We start from the raw sequence: 18581 nt of genomic DNA, 5'->3' as shown, positions 1-18581 counted from the left end.
CCATGAATATGCAGGAACTGTTGGAAATGCGAACCCTGGTCGACGTCGTGCACCACGTGCCGGGACGGCTGCGGCTGCGGCTCGATCCGCGTTTGCGCGAACATCCGGCGGCGGCGCAGCTCGGCGATTTGCGCGCCAACGGCTCCGGCATCCTGTCCACGCGGCTCAATCCCATGGCCCGCTCCCTGGTCGTGGAATACGACCCGAAACGGATCGATCCGGCCGCGCTGGAAGAGTTTCTCGGCGGAGCCGACGCCGCCCGCGCCGAAGTCCTGGCCGGGTCCCTGGCCGGGGTGTTCGGCGTGACGGCGAAAACCCCGCCGGAATCCCGATAACAGCGTCAGTGCACTGTGTTGGCCTGAAACAAAGACAACCTTTTTCTGAAGACACCACAGAGAGGAGAAAAGGGAATGGAACACGCGACGTATCAGGAAACGGGCCCCATGGGGCATCCCGCGCCGGAAGGACAGGCGGCCTTTGCGGGCGCGCCCGAAGCCGGTCCTTCCGGCCACATGTCCGGGCAGCCATCCGGCCAGGCGACGGCCCCGCAGCAGGGCGAACCGCGCTATCAAGCCCAGACCGGGGCAAGCGCGGCCGGTTGCGCCGACAGCGGTTGCGCCGAGGCGGCCGTTGCGGGCCAAAACGGATACGCTGCGGCCCCTGCTTATGCCGCGCCGCAAGGATATGCCCAGCCCCAGGGCTACGGAGCCCCCCAGATGCCGGCCGCGCCCCAGGGGCCTGCCGGCCCCCAAGGCTATGCCGGTCCGCAAGGGTACGCCGCGCCTCAGGGCTATGCCGGTCCGCAAGGCGGCCCCATGCCGGGCAAACCGGCCGGGGCGGGCATGCCGGAAGGCGAATCCGCCCACGGCCCGGAAGGCCATGCTTGCGGTTGCGGCAAGCATGAAGCCGCGCCCCAGGCTCCGTATGGTCCCCAGCCCGGCATGCCCAACGGATTCCAGCCGGGATATTATGGCCCCCAGCCCGGCATGGCCTACGGCCCGCAACCGGGATTCGCGCCGCATCCGGGCATGGCCGCCGGTCCACAGGCTGCGCCGACGTACGGCCCACAGCCGATGTACGGCCCGCAGCCCGGGTATGCGCCGCACCCCGGGTATGCGCAGCCCGGTATGGCAGCCGGCCCCATGGCCGGTCCCCAGCCCGGCGTGGCCTATGGCCCCGCGCCCGAGTCCGGACATGACGATTGCGAGGGTAAAAAGGGCGGCTTCGGCGGCCCGGCCGGTTTCGCCGGTTTCCCGGGACAGCCCGGCTTCGGCGCGCCCGCGTTCGCGGCCATGGCCGGCACGCCCGGTTTCGGAACCGAAGACCCGCAGCATCTGCAAAACCGCTACGGGCAAATGCTCGCCATGTGTGGCGACATCATGCAGGGCAAGGCCGATCCGGTCAAAATCGCCTCGTTTTTAACGACCAGCGGCACCCACTTCTGGAAAGGGGCCATCGTCGGCGCGCTCGCCACTTTCGTCCTGACCAACGGCTCCGTCAAATCCGCCCTGGGCGACAGCTTCTCCGCGATCTTCGGAAAGGCCAAGCCCACCGATCCGACCGCCTAACCGCCAACCGAACCAGAAGGAATCGCCATGTATCCCACGCAGTACAATCAGAACTACCCCTCCCAGCAGAGGCTGACCAACCTTCCCGTCGGCGCTGTGGCCACCATGGGCCTCGTCGGCGGGCTGCTCGGCGGCATCGTGACCGCCGCCCGCGACATGCGCGAAGTGCGCGCCGGGTCCATGGCCCGCGCCGAGGTGGCCGGCGACGTGCTCAAGGAAGCCGTGGGCACCGGGCTCGCCACGGCCGTGGGCACGGCGGCCGGCGGCCTGGTTTTTCGCAACGGCGCCTTGGCCCTGGCCACCATGGCTGCGGTCGGCATCGGCACGAAATACCTCTACGACGGGCTGGTAAGCGCCGCCAAAGACGCCAAAAAGACCGCCGCCGCCCCGGTCAAGGTCACCAACAAGAAGGCTTAGCCAGGAAACCGCCATGTCCCATACTCCGCAATACCCGCAGTACCAATACGCCGCCACAGGCGGCCAGTACGACCCCGCCGCCTACGCCGCCCAAACCGGCGCATACGCGCCCGCCGCTTCCTCGTGGACCCAGGGCTGGTTCGCCGCGTCCGACCCCGGCTACCTCAAGGGCCTGCTCCTGGGCGCGGCCGCCACCTACCTGTTGACCAACCCCAAGGTGCAGCGGGCCATGGTCAAAGGCGCGGTCGCGCTTTGGACCTCGGTCCAGGGCAGCGTCGAGGAGGTCAAGGAGCAAATCCAGGACATCAAGGCCGAGATGAGCATGAACGCCGATGCCGCCGACAAAAAGTAGCGACGACATCACCCGGCGGCGCGGGCAGGCCAAGCTCGGCATGGCCGTCTCCCTGGGAGCGCTTGTGGCCACGGGGCTCGCCTCGGGCATGCGGGGCTCCTGGACGCCGGGGGCGCGCACGCTGCACGTGTGCGCGGGCGTGGCCCTGGTCGGCTTCTCCTACTGGCATGTGACGCTCTATGAGCAAAACGCGCGCATGAGAAGAGGACATATCGCATGACGCAAACCCAGGCGCCACCCGCGCCCGGGACGCGCGTGGGCCACTTTCGGGTGGCCCACGCCCTTTCCCGGCGCGTGCGGCTCAAATCGACGTTGCTTGGCGATCCCGCCTTCGACGCCGTATATTTTCAGGCCCTGCTCGAAGCGCTGCCTGGCGTTTTCGAGGTCCGGATCAACGGCCGTGGCGCGTGCCTCGTGGTGGTCCACGACGGCCGTCCCGAAACCTGGGACAAGGTCGCCGCCTGTCTGCGCAGCCTCCCCGACGAGGCTTTCGCCCCCGCCCTTTGCGACGAGGCTCCGGTCACCGGTTCCGACGTGGCGGTAAAGGCCCTGGTCACCATCGCCTCCCAGGCCCTGCCCTGGCCGGCCCGGGCGCTCCTTGGCTGGAGCATGGCCATGGGGGTGATCGTCAAGGGCGTGGAAACCTTTTTCACGCGCGGGCTCAAGGTGGAAACACTGGACGCCACGGCCATCTCCCTGGCCCTTGTGCGGGGCCGGTATTTCACCGCCGGCTCCATAACGACCCTGCTGGCGCTCGGCCAGTACCTGGAAGGGCAAAGCGAGGAGCGTTCCACGGCGCTTTTAAAGGGCCTCATGCGGCCCCAGGTCGAAAAGGTCTGGACCGTGCGCGACGGCGTGGAGGTCCAGCTTCCGGTCGGAGAAATCGCGCCCGGCGATCTGGTCGTGTGCGGCGCTGGCGAACTCATCCCCATCGACGGCGTGGTGGCCGAGGGCGAGGGCTCGGTCAACCAGAGCTCCATTTCCGGCGAGTCCGTACCGGTGCACATCCAGCCCGGCGATGCGGTCATATCCGGTTCCGTGGTCGAGGAAGGACGGCTGACCATTACCGTCGAGCGCGTGGGCTCGGAAACCTCCATGGCCCGCATCGGCCGTTTCATCGACCAATCCCTGCGCGGCAAGTCCAAAACCCAGACCAAAAGCGCCGCCCTGGCCGACAAGCTCGTTCCCGTCACCCTGGGCCTCGGCGGGCTCATGCTTCTGGCCACCCGCGACGTCAACCGGGCCACCTCGGTTCTGACCGTGGATTTTTCCTGCGCCGTGAAGCTCGCCAGCCCCGTGGCCGTGCGCTCGGGCATGTACGCCGCCGGTCAGGCCGGGGTGCTGCTCAAGGGCGCGGCGGCGCTGGACGCCCTGCAGGACGTGGACACCATCGTTTTCGACAAGACCGGCACCCTGACCACCGGCCGAATCGCCGTCACGGACATCATTCCCGGCGAGGGGCTCACCGAGACCGAGGTGCTGGCCCTGGCCGCCGGCGCGGAGGAGCATTACGACCATCCCGTGGCCCGGGCCGTGGTGGGCGAAGCCAGACGGCGGGAGATCGCCCTGCCGCCCATCAGCCGGGTCGACTTCATCGTGGCCCACGGCGTGGCCGCTTCCATCGACGGCAAGCACGTCCTGGTCGGCAGCCACCATTTCGTGGCCGAGGACGAAGGGGTGGCCTGCGACCACCTGGAGCAAACCGCCGCCGCATTGCGCGGGCAAGGGAAATCCCTGCTCTACGTCGCCCGGGAAGGCAGGCTCGCCGGACTTATCGCCCTGCGCGACGATCCCCGGCCCGAAGCCGCCGCCGTGCTCGCCGCGCTCAAGGCGTCCGGCATCGGCCACATCGTGGTGCTGACCGGCGACCACAAGGATACGGCGCAAGCCCTTGCGCGCGCGCTGCCCCAGGTCGACGAGCTCCACTACGAACTCAAACCCGAGGACAAAGCCGCCATCGTGGCGCGGCTTAAGGGCGAAGGACGCACGCTGGCCTTTGTCGGCGACGGCGTCAACGACGCGCCGGCCCTGGTCACCGCCCATGTGGGCATCTGCATGCCCAAGGGGGCCGATCTGGCCCGGGAAGCGGCCCAGATTCTGCTTTTGCACGAGGACCTGCACACCCTGGTCGTGGCTCGCCAGGCCGCCGTGCGCACCAACGCCATCATCCGCCAGACGTTCGGGGCCACCATCGGCTGCAATTCCCTGATCATGCTTTTGGCCACGGCCGGGATGTCCCCGGTCGCGGCGGCGCTTTTGCACAACGCCTCGACCATCGGCATCCTGGGTTATGCCGCCATGGCCGCGTCGCGGCCGCTGGCGCAACGACCGCTTGCGGGCGCGGACGCGCCCCGGAGGAAGGAACTATGTTGACGACCCTTGCCGCGGCTCCCGTCGGGGTTCCCCTGGTCATCGACCGGATCGCCGGCAGCGGGTTCGCCTCGCGCCTGGCCCGCCTGGGGCTCTACGAAGGGACGGGCCTGACCCGCCTGGATGACAGCGTGGCCATCGGCCCGGCCAAGATCGTCGGACCGGGCGGCGAAGTAACGCTCGGCGGCTGGCTGGCGGCCAAGGTGGTCATGCACCGCGACGACGACCGCAGGCTCCCCCTTTTGGAATGCGCGCCGGGCGACAGCGGCCATGTGGAGGGCGTGACCGGGCACCGGGATCTCGAGGAGGACCTGGCCGTACTCGGCGTCGGGGAAGGCGACCGCATCACGTTTTTGCGCCGGCTGCCGCCCATGCTCTACAAGGCCGTGGTCGACGGCAAGGAGCGCATCCAGATAAACGAGGGACTGGCCGCGAAGATCCACGGGGAAACCCCGAGCGGACCGGCCCAGTTCTGTTCGGTCGGCGTGGGCGAGGCATTCACGGTCCGCCGCATTCTTGCCGGGGCCCATGCCGGCGAAAGCCTCGCCGCCCTGGACGTCAAGCCGGGAAGCCGGCTGACCCTGACCCAGGTGGCCGCCGGCCAGGTGGTGCATTTTTCGCACAAGACGCCCGTCGTTTGCAGCACGCGGGACGGACTGCGGCTGTATTTCCAGGAAAAGGACGCCGCAAGGATTTACGTTTCCTCTTGCGCTCTTCCTGGATGAATCGCGGGATGCCCGGGTCCCGCGCGCGGCTACCGGAACCGGGAGCGCTTCAAGACCGCTACCCGCTTCTTCCGCGGCGGCCTGGATTTCTATCCCAGGCCTGCCTGAACGCGGTCCCCATGGAAAACACGGAAGGGGTTGTCCGCTTCCGGGCAACCCCTTTTCCCAGCAGTGGCCCTGGCCAAAAAACGGCGTCAGGCCATCAGGCAATCGCCCTCCCTATTCCTCTTCCCCCCAGGCTTTGGCGCTGCGGGCGATTTTCTTGCGGATGTTCTTCCATTCCCCGTCCACGTTGAACATGGACTCCGGCAGGGCGGCCAACATTTTCCTGTAAAGGCTCAACGGCACCGTGAAGGTCAGCTCGTCGGGCTTCATACACTTTCTGGCCGAGGGATCGAAGCCCCCCAGAACGGCTTTCTCCAGCCCCTGTTGCTGGTAATACAGAGGCCAGGCGAGCATGTTGGTGCACCCCGCGCCAAAGGGGGAGGCCACGCAGTCCACGTCGCCCGTGGTGAAAACCGTTTGAATGAACAGGCCGGTCAAGACTTCCGGCCGGGCGAAGAAGATGACGAACTCCGGTTGCTCGTCGTTGGTGAACAGGGACAGCGGCTTAAAGATGCAGTACTTCGCCGGTGCTTGGCGCGGGTTGACCTTGGTGAGGAAGTTTCGCACGCTCTCGCGACCCGGCATATACCGCTCGCCATGAATCGGCGTACCGTTGATGCCCGTACCCACGTAATGTTCGATAAAGGCAAGGGGCGGCTTCATCATGGAGCAGTAGTACACGCCCCCGATGCAGCCGTATTCTTCCGCAGAGATAAAGGCCGCGCGATGTTGTTTTCTGGCCAGCCAGACATTGCACATGACGCAGGAGAACGTCTTGAAGACCTCCTGCATATCCAACTTGCCCTGATCCTCCTGGTCGCGCGAAATGGGCACCCCCACTTTCGGCCCGACAGCCTTTTCCGGCTTGATATCGGCGTAATACACGCCGAACGGCTCTTCCTTCGTGCCGAGATGTTCCAGAAATGTTTTGGTGTCATCAAGAACGGACTGCATAGCCATGTTCATTCACTCCTTTGCTTGGTTGCCGAAACGGTATGTGCCGCGCAACCGTCGTATAAATGAGATACGGTGCCGGGCCTCATCGATGCTTCGCCTGAAGACCGCCTCCAGAACCCAGACACGCCCCGGGAGGTTAGCCGAAGCGGTGACCCAGGACCTCCTGGCCGTGTCCGAGGCCTCGCCGACGGCCGGCAGCGCCGCCTTGCGCTCCTTGCCTTCCGCGGTAGTCTTTTTTACCATCCTCAAAAAATAAATAAACAGCCTAAACAGAAAACTCTAACCCAAAAACGGGCATAATCATGCAAGCGTTTCTGACAGACCTGCCGCTCCTGGCAGCTGTCGCCCGGCAGAGAAGCTTCTCCAAGGCCGCTGAAATATTGGGGATGAGCGCTTCGACACTCTCAAGGCGCATCAAGTTGCTGGAAGAACGGATGGGGGTGCTGCTCTTTTACAGGGACACGCGCAATGTGAAGCTGACGGATACCGGCTCGGTTTTGATAGAGCGGTGCGAATTCATTCTTGACGAAGCGCAAAAAGCCTATGATTCCGTAGTGACAAACATGAGAAAGCCTTCCGGGCTTGTTCGCGTCTGCATGTTCCGGGATATGTACGAGGAGCACATGCGGGGCATGCTGCTCGATTTCGCCACGCGTTGGCCCGACATCCGGATGGACCTGACCTTTGCGGAGCACTCGGTGGATCTGCGCATCGATCCCTATGACGTCGCCTTTCTCATCGGGCCTTCCATCGCCCCACCGCTTGTGGCCAGAAAGCTCTTGACCATCGAGCCTTTTTTGTACGCCTCCCCCGAACTCTTCAAACATCACCCCATGCCGGTGGAGCCGAAGGATCTGCACCGGCTCCCGTGCATCGTGCTCGAACGTTTCGGACGCCGCTGGCCCATGCACAACGGCAACCGGCAGGTCATCGTCGACATAGAACCTAAATACACCTTCAGTTCCGTGGAGATGTGCCGCGATTTCGCCCTGGCCGGACATGGCATCGCCTTGCTCCGGGACCTGCTGGCCGCGCCGGATGAGACAGCGGGACGTCTCGTGCGGGTACTCCCGCAGTGGAGCGGGGGATTCGAGCATGATGTCTATATGGTGACGGGGCCCGGTCAGCTCCCCCAGAGAGTCCGTCTGTTCGTGGATCACATCCAGGCGAACTATGCCTCGCGCTCATGACGGGAGGAGATCGGCTTTGTCGTTGTTCACGCGAATATGATGTGTGGGCGCGAGGCCGCCCTCTTCCCTGAAACGAAAAACCGGGAGCCTCGGGAAGTCTTCCTGGCCCCTGACCTGATTGCGATGCTCAAGCGTCGAGGCCCCGCCAGGACCGGCGAGTATGTCTTCACCAAGCGCGACGGCACGCCCTACGATGCGGCCCCCTCCTCCTTCAAAAACGCCCTGAAACGCCTTGGATTCAACGAGGGGCGCGCCCCACGGAAACAAGGCCACCTTCCACAATTTGCGGCATAGCGCGGCCACCTCCGCGGCCAGACGTGGCGTCCCGGTCAAGGACATGCAGACCATCTTCGGCTGGAAAACCCCGAGCATGGTTTCCAGGTACGCCAAGGGCTCCGAGGACATGCAGCGGAGAGTCATAAAGGGCGTACCAATGCGTTCATAAAAGACAAGGGAGGCAAGGTGGTGCCGTTCCCTGACGGCAAGGCCGAGGGGGAATAGCCGTCTTCCAATAAAAATGCTCTACCCTTTACCGAAAAAAACTTGCCTACTCCTAAATAGAATCTTATTTACTCCTAAAAAGGAGTAGACACCATGCCCGCCACCTGCGAAGCCCGAGCGCCCGCTTCTCGGTATGCCGCATCGCCCATCGTGGATCTGTCCGTGAAGGCCGACCGCGACCGTCTGAGCCCATCCGCCATGAAAGGTTTCCTGAATATCATGGCAAAGTGGAGTGTTCGGGACGTTGACGCCATGGGGCTGCTCGGCGGCGTCTCCAACGGCCGTTTCTACGCCATGAAAAAGGCCCCCGAGGGCGCTGTGCTCGATCAGGATGAATTGCAGCGCGTGTCGTTCCTGGTGGGCATCTTCAAGGCCCTGAACATCCTTTTCGGGGAAGAGTTGGCCGACGCCTGGGTACAACTGCCGAACCAAAACCGGATATTCGGGGGAGCGCCCCCGCTGGCCTACATGATCCGTGGCGGCCTGCCTGCTTTCCAGACTGTGCGCCGCTTGCTTGACGCCCGACGTGGAGGGCTGGAGTGACGCTACCCGGTTGCTCTTCTCTGCGCGTCCAGGACACGCATCGCCTCATCCCGTCGGAATATTCAGGAAAGATGGCGCTCACGCGCATTGCCGACACTGGAGCCCACCTAGAAGACCTGTTCGACCTGGATGACGCCACGAATGACCGTTTGCAGGGAGAAATGGACCTGCTGCCCGGAATCGGCAGGGACGAACTTGTTGCCGCCCTCCCCTATGCATCGACCATCAACGCTTCATTCTGCCATGCCTCGCCCGAAGGTGGCCGGTTCAACGGCCCGGATCGGGGCGCGTGGTACGCCGGCTTTGAACTGGAAACCAGCCAAACCGAAGTGGGCTTCCACAAGAGCCAGGACTACCGCGAAATCGGCTGGGAAAAAGAGGATGTCGTCACCTACGACGACTACTTGGCGAACTTCGACGCCGACTTTCACGACCTCCGAGGCGAGGCGGCTTTTGCGGCCTGTCTGGACCCCGGCAGCTACTACGCCTCGCAGGGGCTGGCCATGGAGTTGTTGAAGGCCGGCTCCCTTGGCATCGTCTACCCGAGCGTTCGCGCTCCAGGCGGCACCTGTCTTGCCTGTTTCCGCCCGGCGCTGGTCGGCAATGTGCGTCAGTCAAAAACATGGTCGTTCGTGTGGCGAGGAAACGGCATTGCGCCGATGTGGCGGGAGTAAAGCAGATCCGGCGAGAGGAGAGCCCATGGACACCCATTCCATCCCCTGGTGGGAAGTACTGCCCTTCAAGGAGGAGGAATTGCCTGGTGTGTTCTTGGTCGGGGCAAGCTATCAGGAAGGCATGACCCAAGCCGCCCTTGCCGAGGCAACCGGCATCCCGCGCTGCCATATCAGCGAAATGGAGAACGGCCGCCGGCCCATCGGGAAGAAAATCGCCACTACTGGCCTGCTCCTCTGACAATTGAAAATAGTCGACATCACACGCCAGCAAGGCTTGGCAACTTCCCACCGCCTTGAGGTGGTCCGGGTAGGTTGGACAGGTTGGCGGCGCAGTTAAGCTATAGTCCGGTTGGTGCTCATGCCGCCTTGGAGGCCGAGTGGGCATCCCGGTATACGTCCATGGGGCGGCGACCGTCAAAAGCCGTATGCGGCCGCTGCTCGTTGTAGAAGCGGAACCAGTCTCCAAGCGCTTGGCGAGCCTGACTGCCGGTTTCGAATTCCCGCAGGTAGACGCATTCCCATTTCACCGAGCGCCACAGGCGTTCAATGAAGACGTTGTCCATCCACCTGCCTTTGCCATCCATGGAGATGGCGACGCCGGCATCCTTGAGTGCCTGGGTGAAGTCCTGACCAGTGAACTGTGATCCCTGGTCCGTGTTGAAGATTTCCGGCACCCCGTAACGATTCATGGCCTCTTCCAAGGCGGCAACGCAGAAATGGGCGTCCAGGGTGTTGGATAGCCGCCAGGACAGCACGGCTCGGCTGTGCCAGTCCATGACCGCCACCAGATACAGAAAGCCCCGCTTCATGCGGACATACGTGATATCGGCGCACCACACCTGATCCGGCCGTTTGATCGCAAGGCCGCGCAGCAGATACGGATAGATCTTGTGCCCGGGATGCGGCTGGCTGGTCTTGGGCTTCTGGAAGATCGCCATCAGTCCCATCCTACGCATCAATCGCCGTACGCGGCCACGTCCGATCTCGAGGCCCTGATGCCGTAGATGTCGTTGCATCTGGCGCGATCCGTAAAACGGCGTCTCCAGAAACTGCTCGTCGATCCGCCGCATCAGGTCCAGATTCGTGGCCGACTCGCCCTTCGGGCGATGGTACCAAGTCGACCTGGCCAGTCCGAGGATGTGGCACTGCCGGCAAATACTGAGTCGGGGATGCCCGCGTTCGACCATCCCACGCCTTCGCCCGGGACTCACCGTTTGGCGAAGGCTCGCTCTAAAAAATCCTTTTCCACGGTCAGTTGCCCGATCTTGGCGTGGAGTTCCCGGATCTCAGCGGCGGCATCCTTCTGCACGGTCGCCGCCCTCCCGGAAAAGGCCGCAACCATACCTCCCTTGGCCTGGCGCTTCCAGCCGGCGATCTGCGTCGGATGCACATCATACTTGCTGGCCAGCTCCGCCAAGGTCAATTCGCCCGACAGGGCCTCAAGCGCCACTTTGGCCTTGAACTCCGCTGAAATTTCCGTCGCTTGGACATCAAAAACCGTCCTCCGTCGTCGAGGACTAGAGCTTAGCAGGCTGTCCAATTTCCCGCGACCACCTCACTGTCTCAAGGAAAAGAAAACTGGCAAGGAAAACGTCTTCATCATGAACAAGGAGATCAAAACCGCTCTCGACGAGCAGCGCAGCTCTTCCCTGCGAGCCTGGGCGCATTACGGCGCCCCCTCCGGCCCGCCGGCGGTAAGCCGGCTCACTCCTCTCGCTTCTTCCCCCATACAAGCACCGGCCCATGCTCCTGTCGAAACCGGCTCCTGTCCCGGCGTCCGCGGCGTAAGGTTCAGAGAGCGCCCGGGCAGACGCGCGAAACAGGCCGAAACCGCATCATCACCTGCACAATAACACGATATTGACAATACAAGTGACACTCGCAAACCATGAAGTGACTCTTGGAGATCCAACCTCAACAGAATACCACACTACCACGATCAAGATATGTCACCAACATAGGGCAAATTTAATACAGTACACACATGTATTCAAAGCGAACTCCCTACATCTTGCCAGAGAAATCGCCAGCAACGACAATCACGCCTTGCGCAAAAATCGTGATGTATTGACTGTTTGTTTGAGTATCGCTAGTTGTACGCACTTATGTTGCAAAGGTATTCATCGCCTGTTCCGTAGCATGTGACGTGTGCACCAATGGACGGGATAGGCCTATCGCTTAAAGCTCGCTGCACTAGGCAGGGCGTTGCGGGCCTGCCTGCAACCGTATTGGCGCGTCGATCCGCCACGCGGAGGGGACTGCGTACCCGGGGAGCGCCGCGCCTGGTGAGCGCCAGCGGCGTGACACGCGTGGCTGGCGGCAAGGCGCATGAGAAAATTCGGCCGGCGAATACGTCGGCCGGCAACGCGTCAAGGCCGGATGCCGGGCCATGGGACGGGGGCGAAGGTGGGGAAAAGCTCCCGACCGGCCTACGGCCTGCGGGGCATCCGGGGTGTCGGAACACCAAGTTGTAAGGGAGGGAGTATGCGGTTTTGTCGTATCATCTGCGTCGCCGCCTTGTTGTCGGCGTGCATGTGTCCGCTGCAAGCGGCCCGGGCCCAGGAGGGGGGATCGGAACAAACCCAAGAGAAGCATGAGTACTACAAAATTCAGGACATCGAGGTCGCGGCGCCGAAGCAGGTCGGCCCCGTCGTGGAAGACAAATCGGAACCGGCCAGCGTCAGCACCTTGCCGCGCCAAACCATCGAGACGTTCGGCGGGCCGGCCCAGGTCAATCCCTACACCGTCCTCAACAAGCTCATGCCTTCGGTCAACAGCGAATCCATGGACGCCTACGGGCTGGTCAAAGAGTCCAACATCCGCATTCGCGGCCAGTCGGCCTTCAGCTTCGGCAGCCTGTCCCAGACCGTAAACGGCGCGCCCATCGGCATCTCCACGGGCTACGGCGCTTCGGGCAATTACATCGACCTTGAAAACATCAATACCATGAGCCTCTATAGGGGCCCGATCCCGGCCGACAAGGGCTTCGGCTTCGGCGACGCCGCCGGCGTGCTGGACATGCAGGTCCTGGGGCCCTCCTACACGCGGAGGGCGATCATCGAACAAAAGCTCGGCACCTACAATTTCAACCGCACCTACGGCCGGCTGGATTCCGGAGAACTGGCCACCGGGACGCGCGTCTTCGGCTCGTTTTCCCATGCCCTGGCCGACAAGTGGCGCGGCACGGGCGACGCCGAACGCCTGAACTTCATGGGCGGCCTGGCCCAGCCCCTCTTCGACAATCGCCTCAACCTCGAGGTCTACGCCCTCTACAACAAGTTCAACCAGGACGAGTACCGTCCGCTCACCTATGCCCAGACCAGGAGCCAGAGCTTTTATCGCGGCTTCGACTTCACGGGCGAAATGACCGGCACTCCGTCCGTGGACTACGCCTACTACGGCTACAACCGGCAGTACTTCGACGAATGGTCCATGTTCGGCAAGCTCGAGGCCAAGCTCTGGCAGGGAGCCACGGCGTCCTTCAGGCCGTACTACGCCGGCAACGACGGACGCCGCTACAATACGGCCGCCAACAGCGCCAAGGCGTCCGGCAAAGGCTACACCTATACCGTCATGGACTACGAGCAGCGGCAGTTCGGCTATTTCGCCGAGATCGAACAGAAGCTCGACCCGGTGACCGTCAAGCTCGGCTACTGGTACCAGAACCTGGCGCTGTATCCTCCCGTGCCGGCCAGCGTACGGACCTTCAACCTGCAGGACTACGGCTCCTACTTCGGCAGCTGGAGCAACCTGGCCGAGGTCGGGGACCGCATCTTCCATTCGCCCTATCTGCAAACCAAGACCGACCTCGGCAAGGTGCATCTGTCCGCGGGCCTGCGCTACCTGTCCGTCAATTTCCCGTCTGTCACCGCCTACAACACCGCCGGCGTGCCGGACGGCACCTACGACGATGTCCTCGACACGCTGCTTACGCCCAATGCGAACCTGAGCGCGAAAAAGACCGCCAAGGACGTCTGGCTGCCCAACGCCGGCATCAGCTACGACCTGACCGACCAGCTCTCGGCCCGCTTCATGTACGGCCGCACCTACGCCTGCCCGCCCCAGGGGCCGTTTTACAACGGCTATTCCAAATACCTGGCCAAGTTCCAGGCCGCCGGCATCACGTTCCAGAGTCTGTGGGACGACATGAAGCTGGAAACGGCGGACAATTTCGACGTCGGCCTGCGTTTCGCCAACGGCACGTTCAGCTTGTCGCCGACCTTCTACTACTCCAGGCACTACAACAAGCAAGTCACCGTCTATGACAGTCTGGTCGGCGGCTCCTACAGCCAGACCAACGCCGAGGCCGAATCCATCGGCGGCGAGTTGGAGGCTTCGTGGAAGGCCACGTCCTGGCTGACCCTCTTCGGCGCCGGTTCCTACAACCGTTTCACCTTCACCAAGAACCTGAACACGGCGCTCAACACCACCTTGAACATCAAGGGCAACCAGGTGCCGGACGTCCCGCTGTGGCAGGCGAAATTCGGGGCGATCGCCAAGTACGACAAGCTCACCTTCACGCCTACCTACCGTTACATGGACCTGCGCTACGGCGACGTCCAGAACAAACAGTCGGTTAACGGCTACCATATCGTGGACCTTTCCGTGGCCTACGATATCCCCAACGTGCTCGGCAGCAAGAAGGTAACCCTGACCCTGGATCTCCAGAACATTCTGGACCAGCGTTATATCGCCGTCATCCGCTCGAGCGACGACAGCACGGCGAATTCCTCCATCTATTACTACCCGGGCGCGCCGTTTAACGCCGTGGCCGGCATCCGGTTGGAATTCTAGCGTTGCCCCCCTAAAATACACGGACATATTTTTTAGGGCTAAAATAAACCATTCAAGCATGTTATCCTCGAAGAGCAAGTCGTGTTCTCCGAGGACACGATACGAGGCCAGGGCCATGGCAACGTCGCGCCGGCAAGAGGAGGCGTCATGAACGACGCATCGGAGTCCTGGGAGTCGCCGCTTCCCGCCGGGGAGTGGCTCTTTGAGGTCGCGGCGGCAGCCTTGTCGCGCCACCTCGGCCCGGAGGTGGGAGAGCTGCGCATCGACAGGCTGGTGGGGGGGCAACCGGAGTACGGCTCTCCGACGGGCGGGGCGGCGTGGCCTACACGCCGCCGGAGCTCGTGGCCCAGGCCCTCTATCCCGACGTCTTCACCTATGACATGGTCAAGGAAACCAGGGGGTTCTTCAAACTCTTCTGGAACAAGGACCTGACCGAGGCCCGGGCCCTGATGGAACCGGCCGGAGCCGCCAGACCGTGAGCGCAAGCCCGCCCGGGCGGCCTTGAGGCGGTCGCGGAAAATTGGGACAGCCTGTTGCGCTCTCGTCCTCGACGAGGGAGGACAGTTTTCGATGTCCAAGCGACGGAAGTTTCAGCGGAGTTTAAGGCGAAAGTGGCGCGCGGTGAAAGGGGAGTGCGCCTCCCTGCGAGAGTTCGAAACCGGCAGCCAGGCTCGCCAGGCGCTCTGAAACTGGTTCCGCTTCTACAATGAGCAGCGACCGCATACGGCTTTTGACGGCCGCCATCCCCTGGGCGTACCCCGGGATGGCCACTCGGCCGCCAAGGCGGCATGAGCAGCAACCGGACTATCACTTAAGCGCGCCGCCAAACTGCCCAATCAACCAGGAACACCGCCCCCTCCCTCTGAGAGAGGAAGTTCCACAATGAACGTAGCGCCCTTTCCTGGCTCCGATTCTACAGAGATCGAGCCGTCATGATTGGAGGTAACGATAAAATACGCGACCGACAAACCAAGTCCTGTGCCCTCACCGACTTCCTTGGTGGTAAAAAAGGGTTCGAAGACCCTCCGGCGCACCGCCTCGGTCATACCGGGACCATTATCGGACACCTCTATTCTAACAGCGCTGGCAGTTCGCCTGGTACGTAGGCTGATAGTCGGTACTTTTTCGTGCTGTGATTGGCCCGCGATGGCTTGAGCCGCGTTCTTTAGGAGGTTAAGAATAACCTGCTCGATTTCGGTGCGGTTACAGTTAATAAGGGGCAGCCCTGGCTCATAGTATCGCTCTATAGTGATATGTCGAAAATCATATTTCTTTTTAAGATCATAGTCAGTTGCCGCCAGTTTCACACTCTTGTCCAAAATATCGTGAATATTGGTTGGAGCCCTATGCAATTCACTCTTGCGGGAAAACTCTAACATACTGGACACAATACCAGCCGCGCGCTTCCCTGCTTCATGGATGCCATCCAGGAATTTGAGCACGCGACGTTCTTCAAGGTAGCAATGCACAGCTTCCATGGTGCAACCACAAGTCTCAGCTACATTTTTATTGGAGGCACTTTCCGGATTGACCTGCATCAGACAGACTTGAGCCGCTTGAAGAATAGAACTCAGCGGGTTGTTGATCTCGTGTGCCATACCGGCAGCTAATCCACCGACAGATGCCATTTTCTCAGACTGAACCATCATCTGTTCAAGTCTAATACGATCGGTTACATCATTGATAAGCATAACGGCTCCGTTTATGCCATTAGCAACCAAAGGATAAATTACAATATCTTCATATATTTTACCTCCATTTACAACAGTTTGCAGAGAGTCGGATATAGCTGTTCGAGTGCGCATTGCCTCTTCTATCCGCTCCAACTCACAAGACAATCTTGGCAAAACTTCATCAATTCTTTTTCCAAGCACTTCATGCGAATCCTGTCTTGTAGTTTTGGAAGCCTTCACATTCCATTGCGTTATCTTGCAACCTGTATCAACACCAATGAGCACGGAAGGCATGGAGTCGATAATATTAGAAAGATAATTACGTGTCGTGGCCAATTCTGACTCAGCTAGTTTAAGAGCATTAATGTAGCGAGCCTGCTGTAAATTTTGATAGGCAATACTTGAAATCTTGTTCGCAATTGTAAAAAGCACCCTGGAGATTCTCTCAAACTGTTCAAGAGGCATGGACTTCACTTCTGAAAATGCGAGCGCCATGTCCTCTTCTTGCGCTCCGATTTCACGAGCATAGGCGCGTATTTTCTCTTCGGTCTGGCTTTCGTCTCGAACCTGCCCTATAAGCCAATTAGCTACATGTCGACCGCCAACGGAAATGCCAGCACCGGCATCCCACAGTCCACCACTCATACAAGGTTGGATAGTTGGCCCGTCCTTTTTTAACTTCCCAAGTACTGCATCTGATTTATAACAATTTCTCAAACCTTTTTCTGTCTTTCTAATAATATCATTACACAACCTGCAAAAGTTACTAGGCTTTGTAATTGGAGTGCCGTCAGGACGTGTAATGATTGATGCGACACCCGTCGCCAGAGCAAACTCATCCTGTAGCTGTTGAATATCTTTTATATTAAATAAATTTTCAAATGTTACTTCGCCTGAATCGTCCAAGGGCTTAGTCAGGGCAGCCAAACGTTCTTCGAGGGCCGTACTTACATTTTTACGCTCGGTCACATCTCTCGAAACCCCCAAAATTCCAATAACATTTCCATTTGGGTCAAGCATTGGCGTTTTAATGGTCTCAAATAAGCCACTCTTGCCAGTACCTGCGAACGTCAACCACTCTTCATTTATGCTTGATTTCCCAGCCTCCATTGCCTTTCTGTCATGCTCAAGGAAAAAATCAGCAAGCTCTTTGGAAACAAAATCATGATCTGTCTTGCCAACTATTTCACATTCCTTTGCACCAAAAAAACTTTCAAATGCGGCATTACAGGCCAGATAAATCCCGTCGGGATCTTTAAGCCAAACAAGGTCAGGGATGGTTCTTACAACACTACGAAGATACTCGCCTGATCTTTCACCAATGCGCCCTTCTTGAGCCTTCTCTTTTGAGATTGCTTCAGGCAGCATGGACTCAAGTATGGAGATACGTTGCCTGGCCTGACCAAGTTCATAGAGTAATTGTTTTTTTGTTTTATTAATATCCGCCATATCCCCCTCCCCATTTGCCGTCAGAAAGCCCCCCTGGCGCGGAGTGTGGACAGAGATTAGCCGACCCCACTTCTTCAACATGCTCCAAATGCGAAACATCCACAACACCTCTGGGACGGAAAATCGCTGCTCTGCACGATTCGGGAGACAGACAGTCATCATCGACAAACTGCAAACCGAAAAATTCAACAAGATTACTGAAAAATCGGCGGATACAAAACGCAGGCCCCTATGTGCCGGAGACAGGGAGGCGGCGGCAGAGATAGGCACATTGGAAATCAAATCATTCAATCTAAACGAGTTAGAACTCAAATGCTCTTGCGGGATGTGCGGAGGTCAGTTGAGCACGCGTGGCATCGCCGCATGCGTCTCGAGCATCGCGCAATGAACCCCGGAAAACCCTCTGCCCTACCCATACCCAAGAGTTCTATATCCCGCTTTGAAGAAACTATTCGTTTCAAAGCGCGTTACAACTCATCGAACTCGCGGTTCTTCTCGATAATATTGAAATGCTTCGGGATAACTTCAAGAAGAAGTTTGCGGAAAAGCTTAAGGTAAGCGGGGGCAACTCCAGGGGCTTTAGAAGCGTCGTCGGGACTACCGGGTGTAACAAGCTAAAGAAGACTGCGACAGCAGTGTATGTGAAGATGGACCTCCCTGGCTCGGAGGTTTACCTCTGATACCCAGCTTTAGAAAGGTACAAGACGTGGAACAAATCAATGTGATGAGTACATATGTGATATCTTGAAAGCCCCCCGAACTATTACGAACATAAGAAACAGGGGGCTTTGCGTTAGATGGCTAGATAAGTTCAATCAACTTCTGGCGGGACGGCATAGTCTTTCATATACCCTACACCAAAGTGGATGAAGAAATCTGGGTATCCGTCGATGGGAAGCCAGAAAGTCACCGGCACCTGACCACCGGGGACCGCTTGAGCGACTATTGCCCAAGTGGCTTTATGATTTTTAATCGTCTTATTGGCAAGGCATCCTTTATGCGCTTCCGGCGGGCCATGCTTGGCGCAAATCATCCCGACTTTCCTCCCAATTGCTTCGCAGGCTGGGTTAAGAGCCACAATTTTTTTTGACTTGTGCGCCAACTGTGCTCCTTCCGGAAAATGGTCAAACATGAGGTGAAAAGCCTCGATGAGCTTTTCATCAACTTGGATTTCAGTGTCCACTTTTCTCTCCTTATTTTGCGTAGTTAGCGCTGTTCCTAGCCGACTTGGTTGACTTCAGGTGAGAACCATGTATCATTGCA

Annotated in this window: 18 protein-coding genes and 1 pseudogene; 15 read left to right on the top strand and 4 right to left on the bottom strand. The window is 60.1% G+C overall.

The features are described 5' to 3' along the window. Positions 1 to 2: 2 nt before the first annotated feature. The 7 genes from DESFRDRAFT_RS10545 (at position 3) to DESFRDRAFT_RS10515 (ending at position 5432) form a co-directional block, all read left to right on the top strand. Positions 3 to 335: a hypothetical protein gene (locus DESFRDRAFT_RS10545; protein WP_005993717.1), complete on the top strand. Its 333-nt coding sequence runs from the start codon at positions 3 to 5 to the stop codon at positions 333 to 335. A gap of 75 nt (positions 336 to 410) precedes the next feature. Further along, positions 411 to 1568, top strand: a complete 1158-nt coding sequence (locus tag DESFRDRAFT_RS10540) for a hypothetical protein (RefSeq protein WP_005993715.1) — start codon at positions 411 to 413, stop codon at positions 1566 to 1568. Positions 1569 to 1595: 27 nt separating this feature from the next. Beyond that, the gene (locus tag DESFRDRAFT_RS20755; RefSeq protein WP_005993714.1) at positions 1596 to 1985 is read left to right on the top strand and encodes a magnetosome protein MamC; all 390 of its coding nucleotides are present in this window, start codon (positions 1596 to 1598) and stop codon (positions 1983 to 1985) included. 13 nt (positions 1986 to 1998) lie between these two features. Continuing rightward, the gene (locus tag DESFRDRAFT_RS22705) at positions 1999 to 2337 is read left to right on the top strand and encodes a YtxH domain-containing protein (protein ID WP_005993713.1); all 339 of its coding nucleotides are present in this window, start codon (positions 1999 to 2001) and stop codon (positions 2335 to 2337) included. After that, positions 2318 to 2557, top strand: a complete 240-nt coding sequence (locus DESFRDRAFT_RS10525; RefSeq protein ID WP_005993712.1) for a hypothetical protein — start codon at positions 2318 to 2320, stop codon at positions 2555 to 2557. The genes DESFRDRAFT_RS22705 and DESFRDRAFT_RS10525 overlap by 20 nt, the downstream gene beginning before the upstream one ends. Then, positions 2554 to 4710 carry a heavy metal translocating P-type ATPase gene (locus DESFRDRAFT_RS10520; RefSeq protein ID WP_005993711.1) on the top strand — a complete coding sequence of 719 codons (2157 nt, stop codon included), beginning with the start codon at positions 2554 to 2556 and terminating at the stop codon, positions 4708 to 4710. Before DESFRDRAFT_RS10525 ends, DESFRDRAFT_RS10520 begins: the two co-directional genes overlap by 4 nt. Continuing rightward, entirely contained in the window at positions 4704 to 5432 is a 729-nt protein-coding gene (locus tag DESFRDRAFT_RS10515) for a FeoA domain-containing protein (protein ID WP_005993710.1), read from the top strand. Before DESFRDRAFT_RS10520 ends, DESFRDRAFT_RS10515 begins: the two co-directional genes overlap by 7 nt. Before the next feature lie 219 nt (positions 5433 to 5651). On the opposite strand, the gene DESFRDRAFT_RS10510 is transcribed toward DESFRDRAFT_RS10515, so the two are convergent. Next, positions 5652 to 6497 (bottom strand): DUF169 domain-containing protein, encoded by an 846-nt coding sequence (locus DESFRDRAFT_RS10510; protein WP_005993709.1) that lies wholly within the window; start codon positions 6495 to 6497, stop codon positions 5652 to 5654. 299 nt (positions 6498 to 6796) lie between these two features. Between DESFRDRAFT_RS10510 and DESFRDRAFT_RS10505 the strand changes: the two genes are divergently transcribed. The 5 genes from DESFRDRAFT_RS10505 to DESFRDRAFT_RS10485 all read left to right on the top strand — a co-directional run bounded on the left by DESFRDRAFT_RS10505 (position 6797) and on the right by DESFRDRAFT_RS10485 (position 9640). Beyond that, a complete protein-coding gene (locus DESFRDRAFT_RS10505) occupies positions 6797 to 7684 on the top strand; it encodes a LysR family transcriptional regulator (protein ID WP_005993707.1) in 888 nt (295 codons plus the stop codon). Between the two features lie 232 nt (positions 7685 to 7916). Then, the gene (locus DESFRDRAFT_RS23265) at positions 7917 to 8129 is read left to right on the top strand and encodes a tyrosine-type recombinase/integrase (RefSeq protein ID WP_081458459.1); all 213 of its coding nucleotides are present in this window, start codon (positions 7917 to 7919) and stop codon (positions 8127 to 8129) included. Positions 8130 to 8278: 149 nt separating this feature from the next. Then, positions 8279 to 8728 carry an MbcA/ParS/Xre antitoxin family protein gene (locus DESFRDRAFT_RS10495; RefSeq protein WP_005993706.1) on the top strand — a complete coding sequence of 150 codons (450 nt, stop codon included), beginning with the start codon at positions 8279 to 8281 and terminating at the stop codon, positions 8726 to 8728. Then, positions 8725 to 9402: an RES family NAD+ phosphorylase gene (locus DESFRDRAFT_RS10490; RefSeq protein ID WP_005993704.1), complete on the top strand. Its 678-nt coding sequence runs from the start codon at positions 8725 to 8727 to the stop codon at positions 9400 to 9402. Before DESFRDRAFT_RS10495 ends, DESFRDRAFT_RS10490 begins: the two co-directional genes overlap by 4 nt. A gap of 25 nt (positions 9403 to 9427) precedes the next feature. Beyond that, positions 9428 to 9640, top strand: coding sequence for a helix-turn-helix domain-containing protein (locus DESFRDRAFT_RS10485; protein WP_005993702.1), 213 nt, complete (start codon positions 9428 to 9430; stop codon positions 9638 to 9640). Positions 9641 to 9758: 118 nt separating this feature from the next. Here DESFRDRAFT_RS10485 and DESFRDRAFT_RS10480 read toward each other — a convergent pair. Then, positions 9759 to 10876 (bottom strand): IS3 family transposase gene (locus DESFRDRAFT_RS10480; protein WP_407918615.1). Its coding sequence is split into 2 segments (ribosomal slippage): positions 9759 to 10616 and positions 10619 to 10876, totalling 1116 coding nucleotides; the frame shifts between segments, so codons are not numbered across the junction. An 88-nt stretch (positions 10877 to 10964) separates the two neighbouring features. On the opposite strand from DESFRDRAFT_RS10480, the pseudogene DESFRDRAFT_RS22925 reads away from it, so the two are divergent. From DESFRDRAFT_RS22925 to DESFRDRAFT_RS22530, 3 genes and pseudogenes are all read left to right on the top strand, one after another. Next, a pseudogene (locus tag DESFRDRAFT_RS22925) lies at positions 10965 to 11048 on the top strand (site-specific integrase); the annotation flags it as partial. A gap of 838 nt (positions 11049 to 11886) precedes the next feature. After that, positions 11887 to 14196, top strand: coding sequence for a TonB-dependent receptor (locus tag DESFRDRAFT_RS10470; protein ID WP_005993699.1), 2310 nt, complete (start codon positions 11887 to 11889; stop codon positions 14194 to 14196). Between the two features lie 317 nt (positions 14197 to 14513). Beyond that, positions 14514 to 14675 (top strand): hypothetical protein, encoded by a 162-nt coding sequence (locus DESFRDRAFT_RS22530; protein WP_005993698.1) that lies wholly within the window; start codon positions 14514 to 14516, stop codon positions 14673 to 14675. Between the two features lie 357 nt (positions 14676 to 15032). Here DESFRDRAFT_RS22530 and DESFRDRAFT_RS21305 read toward each other — a convergent pair whose 3' ends face one another. After that, the gene (locus tag DESFRDRAFT_RS21305; protein WP_005993697.1) at positions 15033 to 17318 is read right to left on the bottom strand and encodes a PocR ligand-binding domain-containing protein; all 2286 of its coding nucleotides are present in this window, start codon (positions 17316 to 17318) and stop codon (positions 15033 to 15035) included. Between the two features lie 811 nt (positions 17319 to 18129). Continuing rightward, positions 18130 to 18501 (bottom strand): hypothetical protein, encoded by a 372-nt coding sequence (locus DESFRDRAFT_RS10455; protein WP_199533118.1) that lies wholly within the window; start codon positions 18499 to 18501, stop codon positions 18130 to 18132. Positions 18502 to 18581 lie beyond the last annotated feature (80 nt).

It is taken from the genome of Solidesulfovibrio fructosivorans JJ] (assembly GCF_000179555.1).
GTDB classification, from domain to species: Bacteria; Desulfobacterota; Desulfovibrionia; order Desulfovibrionales; family Desulfovibrionaceae; genus Solidesulfovibrio; species Solidesulfovibrio fructosivorans.
This window is presented reverse-complemented; position numbering and strand designations above follow the sequence as displayed.

What these genes read in the sequence shown, in the direction of transcription:
- DESFRDRAFT_RS10545 (WP_005993717.1), top strand. Translation starts at nt 3, where the DNA reads ATGAATATGCAGGAACTGTTGGAAATGCGAACCCTGGTCGACGTCGTG.
- DESFRDRAFT_RS10540 (WP_005993715.1), top strand. Translation starts at nt 411, where the DNA reads ATGGAACACGCGACGTATCAGGAAACGGGCCCCATGGGGCATCCCGCG.
- DESFRDRAFT_RS20755 (WP_005993714.1), top strand. Translation starts at nt 1,596, where the DNA reads ATGTATCCCACGCAGTACAATCAGAACTACCCCTCCCAGCAGAGGCTG.
- DESFRDRAFT_RS22705 (WP_005993713.1), top strand. Translation starts at nt 1,999, where the DNA reads ATGTCCCATACTCCGCAATACCCGCAGTACCAATACGCCGCCACAGGC.
- DESFRDRAFT_RS10525 (WP_005993712.1), top strand. Translation starts at nt 2,318, where the DNA reads ATGCCGCCGACAAAAAGTAGCGACGACATCACCCGGCGGCGCGGGCAG.
- DESFRDRAFT_RS10520 (WP_005993711.1), top strand. Translation starts at nt 2,554, where the DNA reads ATGACGCAAACCCAGGCGCCACCCGCGCCCGGGACGCGCGTGGGCCAC.
- DESFRDRAFT_RS10515 (WP_005993710.1), top strand. Translation starts at nt 4,704, where the DNA reads ATGTTGACGACCCTTGCCGCGGCTCCCGTCGGGGTTCCCCTGGTCATC.
- DESFRDRAFT_RS10510 (WP_005993709.1), bottom strand. Translation starts at nt 6,497, where the DNA reads ATGGCTATGCAGTCCGTTCTTGATGACACCAAAACATTTCTGGAACAT.
- DESFRDRAFT_RS10505 (WP_005993707.1), top strand. Translation starts at nt 6,797, where the DNA reads ATGCAAGCGTTTCTGACAGACCTGCCGCTCCTGGCAGCTGTCGCCCGG.
- DESFRDRAFT_RS10495 (WP_005993706.1), top strand. Translation starts at nt 8,279, where the DNA reads ATGCCCGCCACCTGCGAAGCCCGAGCGCCCGCTTCTCGGTATGCCGCA.
- DESFRDRAFT_RS10485 (WP_005993702.1), top strand. Translation starts at nt 9,428, where the DNA reads ATGGACACCCATTCCATCCCCTGGTGGGAAGTACTGCCCTTCAAGGAG.
- DESFRDRAFT_RS10470 (WP_005993699.1), top strand. Translation starts at nt 11,887, where the DNA reads ATGCGGTTTTGTCGTATCATCTGCGTCGCCGCCTTGTTGTCGGCGTGC.
- DESFRDRAFT_RS21305 (WP_005993697.1), bottom strand. Translation starts at nt 17,318, where the DNA reads ATGGCGGATATTAATAAAACAAAAAAACAATTACTCTATGAACTTGGT.